The organism is Paenibacillus sp. FSL R5-0912, assembly GCF_000758605.1.
GTDB lineage: Bacteria > Bacillota > Bacilli > Paenibacillales > Paenibacillaceae > Paenibacillus_AQ.
In genome coordinates this window covers 5,893,952-5,910,748 of record NZ_CP009282.1, presented here as the reverse complement: position 1 = coordinate 5,910,748, position 16,797 = coordinate 5,893,952, and the positions used below count along the sequence as shown (strand labels likewise).

At 50.6% G+C, this 16,797-nt stretch carries 16 protein-coding genes; 9 read left to right on the top strand and 7 right to left on the bottom strand.

The features are described from left to right. Positions 1–251 precede the first annotated feature (251 nt). The 3 genes from R50912_RS25035 to R50912_RS25025 form a co-directional block, all read right to left on the bottom strand. A complete protein-coding gene (locus tag R50912_RS25035) occupies positions 252–2,054 on the bottom strand; it encodes an ABC transporter ATP-binding protein (RefSeq protein WP_042238634.1) in 1,803 nt (600 codons plus the stop codon). Beyond that, positions 2,011–3,747: an ABC transporter ATP-binding protein gene (locus R50912_RS25030; protein WP_042238633.1), complete on the bottom strand. Its 1,737-nt coding sequence runs from the start codon at positions 3,745–3,747 to the stop codon at positions 2,011–2,013. The genes R50912_RS25035 and R50912_RS25030 overlap by 44 nt, the downstream gene beginning before the upstream one ends. A 72-nt stretch (positions 3,748–3,819) precedes the next feature. After that, positions 3,820–4,809 (bottom strand): LacI family DNA-binding transcriptional regulator, encoded by a 990-nt coding sequence (locus tag R50912_RS25025; protein ID WP_042238632.1) that lies wholly within the window; start codon positions 4,807–4,809, stop codon positions 3,820–3,822. A gap of 249 nt (positions 4,810–5,058) precedes the next feature. Between R50912_RS25025 and R50912_RS25020 the strand changes: the two genes are divergently transcribed. From R50912_RS25020 to R50912_RS25005, 4 genes are all read left to right on the top strand, one after another. Then, complete coding sequence (locus R50912_RS25020; RefSeq protein WP_052416673.1) at positions 5,059–5,595, top strand: RNA polymerase sigma factor; 537 nt, start codon at positions 5,059–5,061, stop codon at positions 5,593–5,595. Continuing rightward, complete coding sequence (locus R50912_RS25015; protein ID WP_042238630.1) at positions 5,592–6,707, top strand: hypothetical protein; 1,116 nt, start codon at positions 5,592–5,594, stop codon at positions 6,705–6,707. The genes R50912_RS25020 and R50912_RS25015 overlap by 4 nt, the downstream gene beginning before the upstream one ends. A gap of 907 nt (positions 6,708–7,614) precedes the next feature. After that, entirely contained in the window at positions 7,615–8,640 is a 1,026-nt protein-coding gene (locus tag R50912_RS25010) for a LacI family DNA-binding transcriptional regulator (protein WP_042238628.1), read from the top strand. A 348-nt stretch (positions 8,641–8,988) separates the two neighbouring features. Further along, the gene (locus tag R50912_RS25005; protein ID WP_042238627.1) at positions 8,989–9,510 is read left to right on the top strand and encodes a phosphotransferase-like protein; all 522 of its coding nucleotides are present in this window, start codon (positions 8,989–8,991) and stop codon (positions 9,508–9,510) included. Positions 9,511–9,794: 284 nt separating this feature from the next. Here the strand turns inward: R50912_RS25005 and R50912_RS25000 are convergent, their stop codons facing one another. From R50912_RS25000 to R50912_RS24990, 4 genes are all read right to left on the bottom strand, one after another. Next, positions 9,795–10,019: a hypothetical protein gene (locus R50912_RS25000; protein WP_156123315.1), complete on the bottom strand. Its 225-nt coding sequence runs from the start codon at positions 10,017–10,019 to the stop codon at positions 9,795–9,797. 127 nt (positions 10,020–10,146) lie between these two features. Continuing rightward, a complete protein-coding gene (locus tag R50912_RS24995; RefSeq protein ID WP_042238624.1) occupies positions 10,147–10,575 on the bottom strand; it encodes a hypothetical protein in 429 nt (142 codons plus the stop codon). A gap of 109 nt (positions 10,576–10,684) precedes the next feature. Continuing rightward, positions 10,685–10,807 carry a hypothetical protein gene (locus tag R50912_RS36270; RefSeq protein WP_269322077.1) on the bottom strand — a complete coding sequence of 41 codons (123 nt, stop codon included), beginning with the start codon at positions 10,805–10,807 and terminating at the stop codon, positions 10,685–10,687. Between the two features lie 102 nt (positions 10,808–10,909). Continuing rightward, the gene (locus tag R50912_RS24990) at positions 10,910–11,863 is read right to left on the bottom strand and encodes a sugar kinase (protein WP_042238622.1); all 954 of its coding nucleotides are present in this window, start codon (positions 11,861–11,863) and stop codon (positions 10,910–10,912) included. Positions 11,864–12,205: 342 nt separating this feature from the next. On the opposite strand from R50912_RS24990, the gene R50912_RS24985 reads away from it, so the two are divergent. The 5 genes from R50912_RS24985 (at position 12,206) to holA (ending at position 16,682) form a co-directional block, all read left to right on the top strand. Beyond that, positions 12,206–12,847 (top strand): bifunctional 2-keto-4-hydroxyglutarate aldolase/2-keto-3-deoxy-6-phosphogluconate aldolase, encoded by a 642-nt coding sequence (locus tag R50912_RS24985; RefSeq protein WP_042238620.1) that lies wholly within the window; start codon positions 12,206–12,208, stop codon positions 12,845–12,847. 200 nt (positions 12,848–13,047) lie between these two features. Beyond that, on the top strand, positions 13,048–13,290 hold the full coding sequence (locus R50912_RS24980) for a hypothetical protein (RefSeq protein WP_042238617.1): 243 nt from the start codon (positions 13,048–13,050) through the stop codon (positions 13,288–13,290). A gap of 278 nt (positions 13,291–13,568) precedes the next feature. Next, on the top strand, positions 13,569–14,120 hold the full coding sequence (locus tag R50912_RS24975) for an RNA polymerase sigma factor (protein ID WP_039309588.1): 552 nt from the start codon (positions 13,569–13,571) through the stop codon (positions 14,118–14,120). Beyond that, a complete protein-coding gene (locus R50912_RS24970; protein WP_042238616.1) occupies positions 14,117–15,343 on the top strand; it encodes an anti-sigma factor in 1,227 nt (408 codons plus the stop codon). Before R50912_RS24975 ends, R50912_RS24970 begins: the two co-directional genes overlap by 4 nt. Positions 15,344–15,662: 319 nt before the next feature. Further along, positions 15,663–16,682: a DNA polymerase III subunit delta gene (holA, locus tag R50912_RS24965; RefSeq protein WP_042238613.1), complete on the top strand. Its 1,020-nt coding sequence runs from the start codon at positions 15,663–15,665 to the stop codon at positions 16,680–16,682. Positions 16,683–16,797 lie beyond the last annotated feature (115 nt).

The window sequence follows — 16,797 nt, the reverse complement described above, 5'->3', positions numbered from 1 at the left end:
GATGTTGGCTAATGGAGTTCGGACAAGGCTGGATTCTGATTCTGTTGCACTTCATACATTAGATGAACCCGGAATCCGCAGGAAAATCGAATCTGTAGCATTTTGTACATAAGAATTCAGTAAATGAGGGGCTCCTGGACAGAATTCCAGAATTCAGTTGTACGAAATACAGCAGAATGAGATCTAGCTTAGCAAATTGCGGATTCTATTGCAGAAAGTGCAATTAGCAGACTCCGAAGGTTACGAATGTCTCACGAACTCATAATATGATTTCGGCTCTCCTCCAGCAGCTCGGCATAATAGCCGCCCCGCTGCCGCAGCTCGCGCGGATGGCCGGATTCGGCGATTCGGCCTTCCTTCATTGCGATGATGAGATCGGCTCCGGCAATCGTCGACAGCCGGTGGGCGATGATCAGTGTCGTTCTGCCGCTGGCCACATTGTCGATCGCTTTCTGAATCAGCTTCTCTGTATGTGTATCGATGTTGGCTGTGGCTTCATCCAGCACGAAGATCGCCGGATCATGGGCGATGGCCCGGGCGAAGGAGATGAGCTGGCGCTGGCCAGCGGACAGGGTGCCACCCCGCTCGGTAACAGGCCCCTCGATGCCTCCGGGAGAGCCCAGCACGAACTCTTCAGCGCAGGAGGCCTGCAGGGCCTCGAGGACGTTCTCCTCGGCAATATCGTCACCGAGGGTGATATTGTCACGGATCGTGCCTGAGAACAGGAAGACATCCTGGAGCACAACGGAAATATTCCGCCGCAGATCATCCAGCCGGATATCGTTCACATTGACACCGTCGATCAGAATCTCGCCTTTCTGCACGCGGTAGAAGCCGTTGATCAGACTGATTATGGTCGTTTTGCCCGCCCCGGTCTCCCCGATGAAGGCGGCGGTCTGTCCTTTACCGATCACGAAGCTTACATCTCTCAGCACCCAGTCGGCGTCGTTATAGGCGAACCAGACATGGCGGAACTCAACGGTTCCGTGCAGGCGTTCCATCGGCAAGCCGCTATCCGGCTGCTCCAGGCGGTCCTCCTCCCGGATCAGCTCAAAGATACGTTCCGTGGATACGAGCGCAGATTGTATAGAGGTGTATTTGTCAGCCAGATCCGAGATCGGATTGAAGAACTGCTTAATATAGGTCGTGAACGCAAACAGTACACCGATTTGCAGGGTGCCGCCGGAGATCCGGCTGATGCTGTACCATACCAGGATGGCTACGGCAAGACTCTGGAACATGTCCGAAGCCGGCTTCAGCACACTGTTGAGGCGCACCTGTATCAGGGTGGTTCTGAAATACTCCCCGTTCAGCTTCAGGAATTGATCCTCTTTTTCCTTCTCGGCGCGGAAGCTCTGAATGACCCGCATCCCGGAGAGGCTCTCGGCAAAGAAACCGTTAATCTGTCCGATATAGTGCTTCATATGGAAGAAGTTCTTTTTGATCCGGTTCTTAATGAAGAGGACCAGGAAGGTCATCACCGGAATGACGGTAAAAGAAACCAGCGTTAAGGACGGGCTGAGCAGCAGCATGGCGTAGATGATCCCCAGCAGCAGCAGCACATCCTTGACCAGCGAGATGACCACATCCGTGTATAGCTCGCTGATCTCAGCTGTATCGTTGGTGGCCCGGGTAATCAGCCGCCCGGAGGAGGTCCGGTCCAGATAAGGTAGGGGGAGCCGTTCAATGATGGAGAACACTCTGACCCGCAGCTCATGGATCAGGCTCTGTCCCGCTTTGCCGGCAATCAGCGCCTGAAGATACGAGAAGATCCCGCCAGCCGCAGCTACGGTCACATACAGCAGGGCTAAGCCTCCAATCGAATTCAGTCCGCTCTGAGCGGCGCCTCCGATCAGGAAGTGGTCGATCACGCGCTGCAGAATCAGCGGCTGGATTAGAAAAGCGCCATTTACAATCACCACGCACAGACAGGCAAGCAGGAGCTGGAACTTGTAAGGGGCAGATAACCGCAGCAGCAGCCTCACTGCACCAGCTTCGGATTTGTCCCGTCTAGCAGACCTCTCCTTCTTCAAGCTGTTCGGTATAGATGTCATAATACATGCCTCCTTTCTTCAGCAGCAACTCGTGGGTGCCCCGTTCGGCAATACGACCTTTATCCAGCACGATGATCTCGTCGGCTTCCATGATGCCCGATACCCGGTGAGAGATCAGGATATTACTCTTCCCCTTGCGGGTCTGCCGCAGGCTGTTCAGAATCTGTCCTTCCGTTACCGCATCCACCGCTGACAGCGCATCGTCCAGAATCAGGATGGCCGGTTTCCGGATCAGTGCCCGCGCGATTGCGAGCCGCTGCTTCTGTCCGCCGGACAGGTTCACACCGCGTTCACCCAGCAGAGTATCATAGCCCTCCGGGAACGCCTCGATACTTCCGGCAATTTGGCTGAGCGCTGCGGCATGCTGCACATCTGCGTCTGTGTAGCCGTCTTTGAACAGAACAATATTGTCCTTCACGGAGGCGGCGAATACGAAGGTATCCTGCGGCACAACCCCAAGCCCCTCCCGCAGCGGGTCCAGGGCATAATCGTTGATATCCCGCCCATCGAGCAGAATGTGACCAGGCTCCACGCCAAAGAAGCGGAAGAGGAGGGAGGCCAGGGTGCTTTTGCCGGAGCCGGTCTTGCCGATGATTCCCAGCGTGTGTCCTTTTGGCAGAACGAGTGAAATATCCCGCAATGCCGGAACATCGGAACCTTCGTAACAGAAAGTCAGCTGGCGCAGCTCCATAGATCCTTCCGGCTGAATAGGGAGAGCGTGCGGGAGATCCATGATTTCAGGCTGAACCCGCAGAATATCATTTAATCTTCCGAGGGAAGCCAACCCGCGCTGGAATATCGTCACGATCCGTCCGATCGACACAATGGGACTTACAATCAGACTGAGGTAGCCGTTAAAAGCGACAAAGTCACCAATACTGATCTCCCCCCGCAGCACCATTCGGCCGCCAAACATCAGATTCATGACGAAACAGACGGCGAAGCCGAATTCAATCATCGCAGGAAGTGCGGCGGAGACTTTGATCAGATCCAGGTTGGCCTGCTTCATACGGCTGCTCAACTCACTGAATTTCTCCATTTCCGAGCGTTCCTGTACATAAGCCTTAATGACGCGGATGCCCGAAATGTTCTCCTGAACCCTGTCCGAGACGGCGCCGAACTGATTCTGTACGATTCTGAACCGGGTCTGAACCTTGCGGCCGCTGAAGAGCATCAGGAGGATGATGAAGGGGAGCGGGGACAATGTGAGTAGAGTGAGGCTGGGGCTGACTGACGCGAACATGAAATAGACCGAGGAGATACAGATAACAATTCCGTTAAAAGACATCGCCGTAGCCGGACCGAAGGTCATGCGCACCGCTGAAATGTCGTTGATGGCATAAGCGATCAGGTCACCGGTCTTGCGGCTGCTGAAGAATCCGGGAGAGAGCTTCAGGAAATGCCGGTACAGCTCCTCCCGGATGTAGCATTCGAGGTTCCGCCCGTTCGCGATAATAATGTTTCTCCAGAGGAAGGTGCAGAGGAAGACGACAGCGGCAATCAGCACCATCCAGAAGACCTGGGTTAGAACCTGCCCCGGCTCAAAACCGTTATCCTTCATCAGATCGACCGCACTGCCAAGCACCTTGGGGAACAGCGTTTGAATGAAGGAGGCGGCGAACATGAAGGCGAAGCCTATAATGTAGCTTAGCTTGCGGGACTTGAAGAACCGCAGTAATACAGATGAATTCATCGGTTTCCCACCTTTACAATACCCTTGTTATAGATAGTGCGCATGTTAAATAAAGAGCCCGGGTTTACAAAATCACAGCTCACGCACGGAGTCCCGCTCCACCAGTGTGCTGAGAATGGCGATGTTCTCGGCAGGCTTGCCGGGCTCAGCGATCCGTTTCAGCAGCGTGCTGACAACTGTGCGGCATGAATATTCAATATTGAGATCCATCGTGGTCAAAGCGGGCAGCGAGAAGGCCGAGACCTCGGTATTGCCGCTGCTGAGCACCGACACCTCTCCGGGCACTTTGATGTTCTGCTCCTGAAGCACGCGAATGAGCTCCACCGCGGTGAAATCATGATCGCAGATGAATGCGCTGGGCAGCAGGCCGTGCGCAATAAGGCCGGACAGTCTCAGGTGAAGAGTCTCATCCCGCCCCAGAAAAAGCTTCTCATCCACCGGCACCCCATGCTCTTCCAATGCAGAGGTAATGCCTGTTTTCTTTTCCTTGTTGCGGTAGGCATTGGGATCTCCAATGAAACCAATCCGGCGGTGCCCGCGGTCCAGCAGATATTTACACTGCTTATAGCCGGCGCCCAGAAAACTGAACCATACACTGTCGTAGTCATAGGCCGGCGAATAACCGGTATAGAAAATGAGATTCGGAATCTGCTCATGGATAAATGAGGCGTATTCCAGATTAAACCGGCCGATCAGAATAACCCCGTCGAACTTGAACCCCCGGCTCAGGCGGTAAGGCAGAATCAGCTTATTCTGATTCTCCTTATCCAGAAATTCGATGCTGTAATCGGTCTCCGCCTTCTGCAAAGCGAGCTCAATCCCTTGTACCATATAGCTGAAATTGCTGTTATCATGCGAATAGGGCTTCTGGTGCAGCACCAGAATTCGGGCAGGCGTATGCTTTTTGGGCTTAATATAGCCCATTTCCGCTGCTTTCCGTACAATGGCTGCCTTCAGCTCGTCGCTGATTCCGGCTTGATTGCTGAGTGCCCGGCTGATTGATACAGGTGAGAGGCCCATGGCCTGGGCGATATGTGTGATCGTTACTTTTTTAGTCTTCAAAAGAATCCCCCGCTTTATCGTGCTGCCGCAGTATATCGCTTCCGGCACTGTTATTATAATCATCCATTCCATAGGAATCTACGATAAAAAACGTAAAAAACAACGTAAAAAATAAATTTTTTTAACGTAAATTTGAGGACAATCGTATGCATCTCTTATGTACAAATAATTTTTTTGCATGAATATGGGGTTTACTGGGAACCGTTTCTGATCTGCTGAGTCTAATTGGGCGAGAGGGGAGAGTGAAGCATGCAAAGTAGAGAGATGCCTTATAGCGTGACCATCGCTCCGTCCATGACCCTGCGGGAAATGATGGAGACTTACGGCCCGGATGTGTGGAACTATGCTTTTTTCTTGACCCGCAGCCGGGAGCAGGCGAGTGACATCAGTCAGGAGGTATTCCTTAAGGCATATAAGAGTGTCGGCAAGTACCGGGGCCAGGCCACTTTGAAAACCTGGCTGCTGACCATCACGCGCAACACCGCGTTCAGCTGGAGGCGGAACAGCTTCTGGCGGAAATTTGCTCCGCTAGGTAATCATCAGAATACTGGAGCAGCCCTGTCTGCTGAAAAAGAGGCCATCGGCAATCAATATGTGAGCCGTATCTGGGAGATCATTATGGAGCTGCCGGATAAGTACAGAGAGGTGCTTGTGCTGGATATTCAGCAGGACTTATCAGTAGCGGAAATGTCCGCTCTGCTCGGTATCGCGCAGGGGACCGTCAAATCCCGGCTGGGCCGGGCCAGAAATAAAGTGAGAACGGCGATAAAGGAGGAAGACCTGTGAAGAGAGAGTACGGGGACGAACAAGTACATGTGATGAGCGGGACGAAGGACTGGTATGACAAAGCTGGACGCAACCCACTGGCCGAGCCGGGCTTTACACCACAGCTAATGGCGCGGATCGAACAGGCTGCCGAGAAGCGTTCTTCGGGAAAAAGCGGGCAGCGCCAACGGTTCGGGCGTATAGCAGGCTTGGGAGGACTGGCAGCGGTCCTGCTGTTCGGCGTGCTGCTCTGGCCGTTCGGACAATGGGGGGACAGCAATCCGATGGGGCAGCTGGCGGCGATCTTCAACCAAAGTTCTGGTGCAGCGGCAGTTCAGCCTTCGGCATCTCCTGCAGCCACTTCTTCCGCATCGCCGCAATCTTACAATCCGCCGATTGGCTCTGTGGAATTTGAGTTTGGCGGGATGAAGTATTACATGCCGCTGCCTTCGAACAGAGATAAGACAAAAGCGCATGCCATCGAGACATCAGCCGGAATTGTCTGGTCGCCTCCGCCGCCAATGGTAAATTACAGTAAGCCCAAATACACACATCCTACTGAGCCTTACACATTATATCTGTCTCCAAAGGGTCAGCCTGAGCTATCAGAAGCTACGGCAAAGCGGATCTATACCCTTCCGCTCTATGCGGGAGGTTCGCAGAGCTATTACGAATTAGGCGTAATCTTTGCCGGCGGCGATCATGTGGTTATGACCAGCAGCACATATACGTTAGGCAAGGGCGGAATCAGAACCCCGGTAAAACTCTCAGCCGTTAACGTAACTGCGGCCGCAGCCGGTGAGACCGTTACGCCGGTTGATCTGTTTACTTTGAAGAATGAACACTTCGAATACAGATCTTATCTTGCAATCGATAAAGTGAATGATAATATGTTGCTCGTCTATTATAGCGACAATAGTCATAACGGTTACGACGTCCATGGCCGGCTATACGACATGGCAACAGGCGGAATTCAGGACGTGGACAGCAAGATCGGCATGGACATTCAGGGGCAGCAGCAGACGGCTACTTATGAAGTGAACGGGACAAAACGTAAAGCGGAAGTAGCGATCCTCCTCGGCCGGAAGTGGTATTCCGACTCCGATTGGCAGAGCATGGTGTACGGACATTGAGTTGCACCAGCCCAAAAAGGAAATTGAGCATTTATGAATTGCGCGAGTTGGAGCTTGGTGCTGCCTTAGATGTCGACTGATGCTGCCCGAGGCTCCGGAGCTGACGCATGCGAGGAGATGCAGGAGGAAGCCCGGTGAGATTACGGGGGACCTCTTCTTTTTGCTCCCAAACCCCTAATTTCCTAAATTATCCAAATTTTCAAGCCCCAACTCCTGATATCCGGATTTTCAGATTTCTAGCCCCCAGCACTTCAGCACCCCAGCTTCTCACATTCTGCGGTTTGCTCCCAAACTCCTATCCCTTACGGACTGTAAAGCGCTTATTATCTCTATTTGGCACATTTGACCACTCTTGCGGACTGGAGTGCGCTTATTGTTTCCCAATTGCGCAGTTTTTGGGTGACTTACAGTGAATAAGAGCCATGGAGTCCGCAAGCACGGCGAAATGATGATTTTTGAGAATATAAGCGCATCTCAGTCCGATCCTATCATGCTGGCTGCGCTTTTTAGTAAGTTCGCCCTTTGTCTTCTACCTCAAGCCGATCATCAATATCACGCCACTGGCCCATACCGGCCGCCGACCCCAATATCACACCATCTGCTACCCGCAATCACAATCGTAATGTTTCACTGCTAGCCCACTCTCTTTAGCCAATCGCCATCGCCTGCCCGCCGCTAATGCCCCGGCACTATCCACCCAATCCCGAATCGCCTTTCCCTAGCCTTCGACACCGCATAGTTCCAATTTTCGCGCCCTCAGCTCAATTCCTCTAGATAATTTACTAAAAAAAAGCTATACTTTTTGGTAATATCAGAAAGTAAAGTTTTTCTCCGTTTATCACTAGGTAATCTTAGTGGTAATGTAACAACTAGATCTGGTTCTATATAGAAGAGTGGGGCGGGGTAAATGAAAAAGCTGACCATAGAAGATGTGGCCCAGAAAGCGGGCGTATCGAAAAGCACAGTTTCGCAATTTTTGAATAAACGGTTCAAATATATGAGTGAAGCGACCAGACAGCGTATCGCTGAGGTTATTGATGAGCTTAACTACCAGCCGAATGGACTGGCCCGCAGCCTGAAGCAGAACCGTACGCATATGGTGGGTATTATTGTGGCCAATATTGATTACTCGCTGTCCATCCAGTGTATCCGGGCGATTGAGAATGAGCTGCAGCGCCACGGAATTCAGGTCATTATCTGCAACGCTGACGAGAATGCGGATAAGGAGAATACTTATGTGGAGACCCTGGTCGCCCGCCAGGTGGACGGTCTGATTATTTTCCCGACCGGAGATCAGCCTGCGCCATACATTAAGCTGATTGAAGCGGAATACCCGCTGGTCTTCATGGACCGGCTGGTAGACGGGATCTCGACCCAGAGCCTGCTGCTCGATAACGAGATGGCGGTGAAGACAGCGGTCAGGGAGCTGACCAAGCACAGGCATGAAGCAGTCGCCATTTTGTCATTGCCGCTTGGCCTGAACGCTATTACCCCGCGCAAAGAGCGGATGAGCGGATACAAAAAGGCTATGGAGGAAGCAGGCCTGCCGCTGCAGGATACCTATATGCGCAGTGTGCCGCGGGAAGAAATCGCCACCGCACTTGATGAGCTGCTGCGGCTTCCCCAGCCGCCGACAGCGCTGATTGCCGCCAATGATCTTGTACTGGGCGAGATCCTTAAGTACGCGAACCGTAATGCCATTGCCATTCCCGGCCAGCTGTCCGTCATCGGGATTGACGATGCTGAGTTCGCCCGGATCTATAATCCGGACATCACTACGATCCGCCAGCCGGCTTATGAGATGGGCATGCAGGCTGCGAAGATTATGCTCTCCCTGATCAACGATGCGGACGGCTCTGTGCCGATTACCTACCGTTTTCCGCCTTCGCTGCAGCAGGGCCAGTCGGTCCGCCCGCCAGTGCTGAAGAAATAAAACGGTTTATAAACGATTGTACCAAAAGGAGCGTCCTTTAAGCCCTGTGGCTTCATGGGGCGCTCCTTTTTTATTGGCTATGTTAAATTCTAATGTTGATATTTAACCATAAGAAACCGCCTTCGTTGAAAAGGCGGTTTATTGCTATCGTTCCCCGTTGAATAAGCACGCTTTCTTTTATTACAGAATATCTTCGTACTGTGCAACGATCACTATGACTCTCGAGTCGATGAAAGATCTTCTTTAGCGAACGGGGAGTATAGTTATATTCTATTTGTTTTTTATTTCCAAACTTTTGATTTCAATGTTAAAATGGAATTAATTTAACTACTAAGGAGTATTGAAAGAATGGACAGAGGTAAAATCGTATTTTTAAACGGTGTTACAAGTGCTGGAAAAACATCAATAGTAGATGCTTTACAGTTAAAATCGAACGAATTTTTTTATGTTGTTGCTAATGACCTTTTTGAAGAAATGATAGGTGAACGTTATCTCCGTGAAGATTATTGGAAGTATTTAAGTGAAGCAATTATCATGATGTATCATACAGCTAAATTATTTTCTGACCATGGGAAAAATGTTCTTATTGATGGCATTATGGTAGAAAGACCTGAGTTGAAACCACATTATGAAAAAGTGAAGAATATATTTTCTGAGCACCCACTATTCATTGTTGAAGTATTTTGCCCTTTAGATATTTGCCGTCAGAGAAATATTGTAAGAGAAAATAGAACTGAAGATCAATCTGAGTGGCAACATAAAATCATGGCAAAAGATATCCAATATAATTGTACTGTCAACACTCATTTAAACACCTCCGAAGAATGTGCAGATTTGATATTAAAAAGTATATTTGCAGAAAAAATATGAATTTCTTTACTCAGAGCCGCACATTCCACTAAAGGGAAACGTTATTTCAATAAACCAACAGTTGTCTAAACTTTATGTATCAGTTTAAGACAGCTGTTGGTTATTATATTGGGTCCCTCAAAACGAGCTCTCTTTTGGAAATCACTAGTGAGCAATATGCGTCAAATGCGACATAAAACCTCCACTTCTCTTGTTCAACTAAATGTCCTGCCCTTTAATTGAACAAAAGCAGCCGATCACATGAATCAGCTGCTTTCTTGGTATTATTGAGCTATCGTTCTCCGTTAGCGCAACTTTTTATAGGGTCGTGGAGTTAATTCAGGTTTCTCTTTTCTCCACCATTGTGACTCATGTCCAAAATAAATAATACACGCCCAGTCTTTCGGATGCTCATGATATCTTAAATCATAATTTTCGGATTCGATATCATCATTCCAGTTGACTCCTTCCCACATATCATTTATCCTGTCGACAGCCTCTTCCTCCGAGATACCAAACTCCTCAATCATGTAGCAGACTATTTCCAAACAGAAACTTTCTGATTCTTGGGTTGTCTTAAAATGAAATCGAACCAACGCATATCTCTCCCCAAAGTGACGTTGCCATCATGTCGTGGTGCTCTCGTTTCCCTTTAGGTTAATGCACCTTTAGAAGAAGTATTGCTTCATGGTTATAATTCTCGAGATCATTTTCTTCATTCAACCAGGTAACTTCCTCCGGTCTTAGCTGATAAAAACGAGCAACAGCTTCTTTACCATCAGGTTCACAAGTAACTACAATATTAAATTCTTCCCCTGCGAAGTTACGACGGAGTATCTTTTCCCATACGTCAATTAATTCTAATGCTATAGAGAGGTTCTCCAAGTGCAAGTGGTTTATCGATGTCTCGCAGTCTGTACGGTCTGAGTAAGTTGTTTTATCGAAACTACTCGGTAAATCTCTTGCAAAACAACTAATTAAAATACAGCCATTCCATTCAACAAAATGGGCGTATTCATGGTTATTACTAGCCCCTGAAGGTTTGGTTTTAAGCAATAGTGTAGACATCGCTTCATTAGTTATCATGGTAACCTCCAAGGTAATTGAATGAATAAATGTATTGAACAAACGTTTCCTGTTAGTTGATTAATAAAACGGTACCTTGACATATTTTATTCTAACTGCACTGAGTCCGTTAGGTAAGCGGAATGGCCGGAATCGCCGGAATCGCCGGAATAACGTCTCTCCAGTCCGCAACGATACTGCTTGGGCGTGATGCCGCCATTTCATAGCAGCTGCCGCAATCCCGCTCTGCCAAACAAGGGTGCCCCAAGCCATTAGCCTGGCTCCTGGGCACCCTTGTTTGCTGTATCACACTTCTCTGGGGGAGGCTGTTCTGGCAGCTTCAGATAACTGCCTATTATACGCCAGCGTTCATGAATTTCTCCAGCCCGTCACGGGTTGGAAGCCCATCCATATCACCAGGCGACATTACGGCGAGCGCGCCGATCGCATTGCCGCGCTTCACAGCTTGGGCTACGCTCAGCTTCTCCAGCATGGCGCTGATTACGCCAACGGCGAAGCCGTCTCCGGCGCCGACTGTATCCACAACCTGCTCCACCTTGAAGCCGTCCACATAACCTTCTTCACCGGTGGACGTTTTGTAATAAGCGCCTTCAGGACCGAGCTTGATGACAACCAGGGATACGCCGCGTTCCAGATAATAACCGGCAATCTCTTCCGGAGTATCAAGGCCGGTCAGGATTCTGCCTTCACCGTGTCCCGGCAGGAACCAGTCGCAGCGGGTCGCCAGGTCATTGATGGTATTGACCATGGTTTCTTTGTCCGGCCAGAGGGTCGGGCGCAGATTCGGGTCGAGCGAGACGGTTTTGCCGCGCTGCTTCATGAATTCCATGGCATGCAGCGAGAACTCATGGCAGGAAGCCGAGAGGGCGGAAGAGATACTGGTCACATGCAAATGACCTGCAGAAGCGAAATAATCCTCGTTGAAGTCAGCCAGGCTCAGCTTGGAGGCGGCGGAATTTTTGCGGAAATATTCAACCTTGGGATCTCCGGTCAGCACTTTGGATTTGATCAGCATGCCGGTGGAGAACTCCTTGGTTGTTGTAATGCTGTCCGTATCAATTTTCTCTTTATTCAGCGCCAAGGCGATGAATTGGCCGAAGTTGTCTTCGCCAAGCTTGGTCACATAACCGGTCAGGTGCTCCAGGCGTGACAATCCGATGGCCACATTGCTCTCCGCGCCTGCCAGCGCTTTCGAGAAAGAAGTAACCTCATGCAAGGGGCCGGCTTCATTAGCGTAGAACATGGCCATAGGCTCCCCGAATGTGACTGCATCCAGCTGTTTACTCATTAATAGTTCCTCCTAAAAGAATGAACCCCGTATAAAGGTTTGGGATAGAATATAAATTGAAATTATCACATAAAACGGTTTTGTACAATATGGCATTACTCATTCAGCGGTCCTATTTTATTAGGAAGTTGCGTACCTTAAGCCATAATTCCTTGATATATAAGCTTTTTATACGTTTCCTTAGAGTGTAATTCCGTTGTTCACATAAATATATATTGACTGATGGCAACAATATTATTACTATTTTCTTAGAAGGATAAAGCCTGTTGTTAGTAAATTAGATAAATTAGTTTATCTAAATAAATATTCTTATCAGAATGTACCCAGAGAGGAAGTTTCTAAATGAAGAAAATCAAAGTATTGCAGAACATCACGTCTGTTGGCGTTGTGGCCGTTATCCGCGCGGATAATGCCGATGATGCTTATAAAATGTCGGCAGCCTGTATTGAAGGCGGACTGAACAACATTGAAGTAACTTTCACGACTCCGGATGCGGATGTGGCGATCAAGCGCCTCGTTGCCGAATATGGAAGCCGCGCTGTGATCGGTGCAGGTACAGTACTCGACCCGCTTACCGCAAGAATCGCTATTCTGGCCGGTTCGGAATTTGTAGTCAGCCCTTCTTTTGAAGAAGATACCGCCAAGATGTGTAATCTTTACGGCATTCCTTATATGCCGGGCTGCATGACGCTGAATGAAATGAAGGAAGCCCTGAAGCTGGGCGTGGATGTACTGAAGCTGTTCCCTGGCAGTGCGTTCGGACCGGATTATGTCAAGGCAGTTAAGGGCCCGATGCCGCATGTGAACATTATGCCTACCGGCGGCGTGGATCTGAACAATATGGAGAAGTGGATCAAGAACGGCTGTATCGCTGTCGGCATCGGGGGTAACCTGACTGCACCGGCCAAAGAAGGCCGTTATGACCAAATCACAGAACTGGCTGCGCAGTATGTGGCGAAATTCAAAGAGATCCAGGGTCTGTAAGCTGGCAGAGCCGTTCGCGTATCTGAAGCTTTATACCATGTGAAATGCCTTGCCTCTATTGGGTGGGGCATTTTTTTGGTTTACTTGATTTCCCGGATGTGTAAATGATGGAAAAAGGCTGATCAGGGCAATACTTACATCTAGGACTGGGGTGCTGAAGCACCTGCCGAAATTGATGAGCTTTCCTGAAAGGTGATGCCATGCCGGGCGACGATATTCGTAGCAAGCTGTATCCCACTTTGAATATGGAAGAGGCGGAGTATATAGAAATCCGCTCCGCTGTACACGGCTGCAGGGTGACTGCAGGGGCTTTTTATAAGCTGCACCGGAACTATAATCATCCGCAACTTTTTACGCAGGGTGAAGTATATGTGCTTGATGATGATTCCAGAGAGAATTATGCCGTCCTCCTGCTGTGCGCAGCTACACTTTATAAATTATAGGGCAGTCTTCATTCGCGGGGGGTTATCGCGCGGGTCTGCCTGTTTTCCATGTCATTTTTGTAACAAACTTCTATAAAAGAGTATTTGAATGATTGAAGCATCCCCTGTATGCTTAGTAAGGATTATGGACCGGTCTGCGGCAGCCGCAGGAAACGGAAACCAGGTCTTCCTTATGGCGTTATTATCCAAGTTTGGTATTCCAAAAATATTGATTACAGGCTTGCAACAAATTCGCAGTCTTGCGCGTCAGTAAGATTGCATAGAGAGGGGGAACCTTCGTGGTGGAGCAGGGACTCATCAGAGCCGCTCAAGCGGGCGATCGCGACGCTCTAATCACCCTATTGCGAGAAATTGAAGGACATGTGTATAAGACGGCCTTCTACATTCTGCATAATGAACAGGATGCTCTGGATGCATCCCAGGAGGCATTAATCCGGGTGTATACCAAGATCGGCTCCTATGAGGAGAAGGCCCAGTTCAAAACATGGGTTCAGCGGATTGTGACGAACATCTGTATTGACAAGTTCCGGAGAACGAAGCCTACTGTTTCTATCGATGAGCACGAAATGGTGTTCCAGGATAATAAGCATAACGTAGAGCGCGAAGTGATGTCGGGGTACCTGGCGGAGGATATACGCGAGGCAATCGATCAGCTTCCTGAGCATCACCGGACGGTGATTGTACTCCGGTATTTACAGGATTTTTCTTACAACGAGATTGCAGACTGTCTGGATCTGCCTTTAAACACGGTGAAATCCTACCTGTTCAGGGCCCGGGCACAGCTGCAGAATAGACTTCAGGAGTATCAGAAAGGTGGTGTGTCAGGATGAAGTGCGCGGAGGTGATGGAATGGATGCACCGCTATTTAGATCATGATCTCAGTCAGGAAGAAATGATTGAAATGTTCCGTCATATCGACGATTGTCCTTCCTGCGCGGAAGTCTTTGACCGGCTGACGATGCTCTCCCGGCAACTGGAGGAGCTACCGGATGTGAAGCCGCCCTTCAGTCTGGTCGACTCTATCCTGCCGCAGCTTGAACAGCTGGACCGCGGCGTCCGGGAGGAGCCTGTTATGGTGGGATCTGAAGATCCCAAGATTGTTCCCTTTACACGCCAAAGCACCCGCGGCAAGAAGCCCAAGGGCGCTTCAATAGCAACACGGACAGGCATCGGCGCTGCTGCGGCAGCGGTGATTCTGTTATTCGCTATCTTCAACCTGCCGGAGAGCATGCCGGGTGCGGATATGGATCAGGCGTATAATGCAGCAGGAAGTGAAGCTTCCTCTAAGATGATAACGGGAGCCGCAGACAATGCAGCTCCGGCAGATGCAGGACAGAACAACAGCACTGACGGCGGCGCTGAGATCTTCTTCTCAGAACAAGCCACGGCGGAGCCGAATGCTGAAGAAGGTGCTCCTCTGAACAGTACAGGGCCTGCTGCCGGGGATAGTGCGGATGTTGCAGACAATGCTGACGGAGCAGACGCAGGTCCGGCTCCGGCCAAGGAGCCTCCGGCAACGCAAGCTCCTTCCGCCAAACGCAATGCCACAGCACCGCCGGCAGAGAATTCCCGGAAGGCCAGCAGCGGGAATAATGACCGTGCTGCTGATCCGGCTGCCCAGAGCCAGATATTCATGGGCATGGTCCAGGAGGATGCAGCGGCTGATACCGCAGCACCGGAGGAAGGTGCTCCGCAGGACCCGAACGCAGCGGAGCCTGGAGCAATGGGTCTGCTGCCTGCGCTGGTAGCTTCCCAGCCTTCATGGTCTTCTCCGGATGGACGTTATACGGCAGAGCTGGCAGGACAGCAGGTTGTGATCTACAGCGCTCCGGCAGGCGGTGCAGAGGGAGAACGGGTTGCGCTGAATTCTCTGCCCATAGAAGGGACGTGGGTCTCCGGCGTGTGGTCGGAGGATAGCAGCCAGTTCACCTATGTAACAGAGCTGCAGGATGGTACGCAGGCAACGAAGACATATACGGTTCCGGCAGAGACATCAGCACCGGTTCCTTCCGTTGCTCCATCAGCTTCCGTTTCCCCCAGTCCAGCCCCGTGATTACTCCGGACGCGGCAACGTCCAATAAATAATCGCGAACTGGAACTTTTTAAGCACCTGCGGAATATGCTAGGGTATGAGGACAGGAATTACAGGATTTGCGAGTATCATCGGTATGACCGCCGGATGGTAAGTTTCTAGAGCTTCCCTCTCCGTCGTTTATATAGATGCGCCGCTGAAACGGAGCAACTTTGGCCCTGGCTGCCGAGGTTGCTCCGTTTTTGCCTATGTTTGCAGGCGTTTTTTTGTTAAAATGTATGAATGTATGTGTTGTACGTTGTACGCAACCAGGCAATGAAATGGAAAAGGAAGTGGCGGGATGGATGCCAAAACGGCGGCCAAAGACATCAAACAGGGGAAAATTTCACCGCTGTATGTATTGTATGGCAGCGAGAAATTCCGGATGAATGAATTCACGGCCATGCTGGAGGAACACCTGATAGCCAAAGAGGACCGTGACTTCGCGGTGATTCCCTTCGACCTCTCCGAAACGCCGGTGCAGGCCGTCATAGAAGAAGCAGAGACGGTTCCGTTTATGGTAGAGCGCAAGCTGCTGCTGGTGCGGGATGCCGCCCTGTTCACGGCAGGCAAGGAGAACGCCAAGATTGAACACCGTGTAGAGCTGCTAAGCGATTATATGCAGCATCCTGCTGAATTCAGCGTGATTGTTTTTATGGTGAACAACGATAAGCTGGATGAACGCAAAAAAATCGTCAAAACAGCCAAGGCCTCCGGCACCGTCTTAGCCTTCAATCCGCTGGGTGCGGAGGAGCTGCTGCGCTGGGTGGAAAAGGGCTTCCGGGAACGCGGCTGCAGCGCTGCTCCGGGCACAGCTGAGGTGCTCATTGCAAGTGCCGGAACCGGGCTGCAGGGCCTGTCGGCAGAGATGGACAAGCTGTGTCTGTTCGCCGGTACTGGCGGTAAGGTGGATGCTGCGGCAGTAGAGAGTCTGGTCCATCGCGGCACGGAGCAGAACATATTTACGCTGGTGGAGGATATCGCGAATCTGCGTCTCGATAAGGCACTGAATACGCTCTATGAGCTGCTGAAGCAGCGGGAGGAGCCGATCAAGATCGCTGCACTGATTGCGCGGCAGTTCAGGATCATCCTGCAGGTCAAGGATCTGTCCGGTCTGAGCTATTCGCAAGGGCAGATTGCCTCCCAGCTTGGGCTGCATCCGTATGCGGTCAAGCTTGCGGGAGAGCAGGCCCATAAGTTCAGCAGCCAGCGTCTGCGGCAGATTCTCAGCATACTGGCCGATCTTGATTATCAGATGAAGACAGGCGCAATCGATAAAGTGCTGGGGCTGGAGATGTTTATGCTTCGCCTTGGCGTGTAATCAGGTACAGGTTAGCGTAGCCTAAGAGCCTGTCTGCTCCGCATCCATGCGGGTGGGCAGGCTCTTGGACTATTCCGGTATAAGAAAAAAGAGCACAAAAAAACCTAACCGTATG

What these genes read in the sequence shown, in the direction of transcription:
- R50912_RS25035 (WP_042238634.1), bottom strand. Translation starts at nt 2,054, where the DNA reads ATGACATCTATACCGAACAGCTTGAAGAAGGAGAGGTCTGCTAGACGG.
- R50912_RS25030 (WP_042238633.1), bottom strand. Translation starts at nt 3,747, where the DNA reads ATGAATTCATCTGTATTACTGCGGTTCTTCAAGTCCCGCAAGCTAAGC.
- R50912_RS25020 (WP_052416673.1), top strand. Translation starts at nt 5,059, where the DNA reads ATGCAAAGTAGAGAGATGCCTTATAGCGTGACCATCGCTCCGTCCATG.
- R50912_RS25010 (WP_042238628.1), top strand. Translation starts at nt 7,615, where the DNA reads ATGAAAAAGCTGACCATAGAAGATGTGGCCCAGAAAGCGGGCGTATCG.
- R50912_RS25005 (WP_042238627.1), top strand. Translation starts at nt 8,989, where the DNA reads ATGGACAGAGGTAAAATCGTATTTTTAAACGGTGTTACAAGTGCTGGA.
- R50912_RS25000 (WP_156123315.1), bottom strand. Translation starts at nt 10,019, where the DNA reads ATGATTGAGGAGTTTGGTATCTCGGAGGAAGAGGCTGTCGACAGGATA.
- R50912_RS24995 (WP_042238624.1), bottom strand. Translation starts at nt 10,575, where the DNA reads ATGATAACTAATGAAGCGATGTCTACACTATTGCTTAAAACCAAACCT.
- R50912_RS24990 (WP_042238622.1), bottom strand. Translation starts at nt 11,863, where the DNA reads ATGAGTAAACAGCTGGATGCAGTCACATTCGGGGAGCCTATGGCCATG.
- R50912_RS24985 (WP_042238620.1), top strand. Translation starts at nt 12,206, where the DNA reads ATGAAGAAAATCAAAGTATTGCAGAACATCACGTCTGTTGGCGTTGTG.
- R50912_RS24980 (WP_042238617.1), top strand. Translation starts at nt 13,048, where the DNA reads ATGCCGGGCGACGATATTCGTAGCAAGCTGTATCCCACTTTGAATATG.
- R50912_RS24970 (WP_042238616.1), top strand. Translation starts at nt 14,117, where the DNA reads ATGAAGTGCGCGGAGGTGATGGAATGGATGCACCGCTATTTAGATCAT.
- holA (WP_042238613.1), top strand. Translation starts at nt 15,663, where the DNA reads ATGGATGCCAAAACGGCGGCCAAAGACATCAAACAGGGGAAAATTTCA.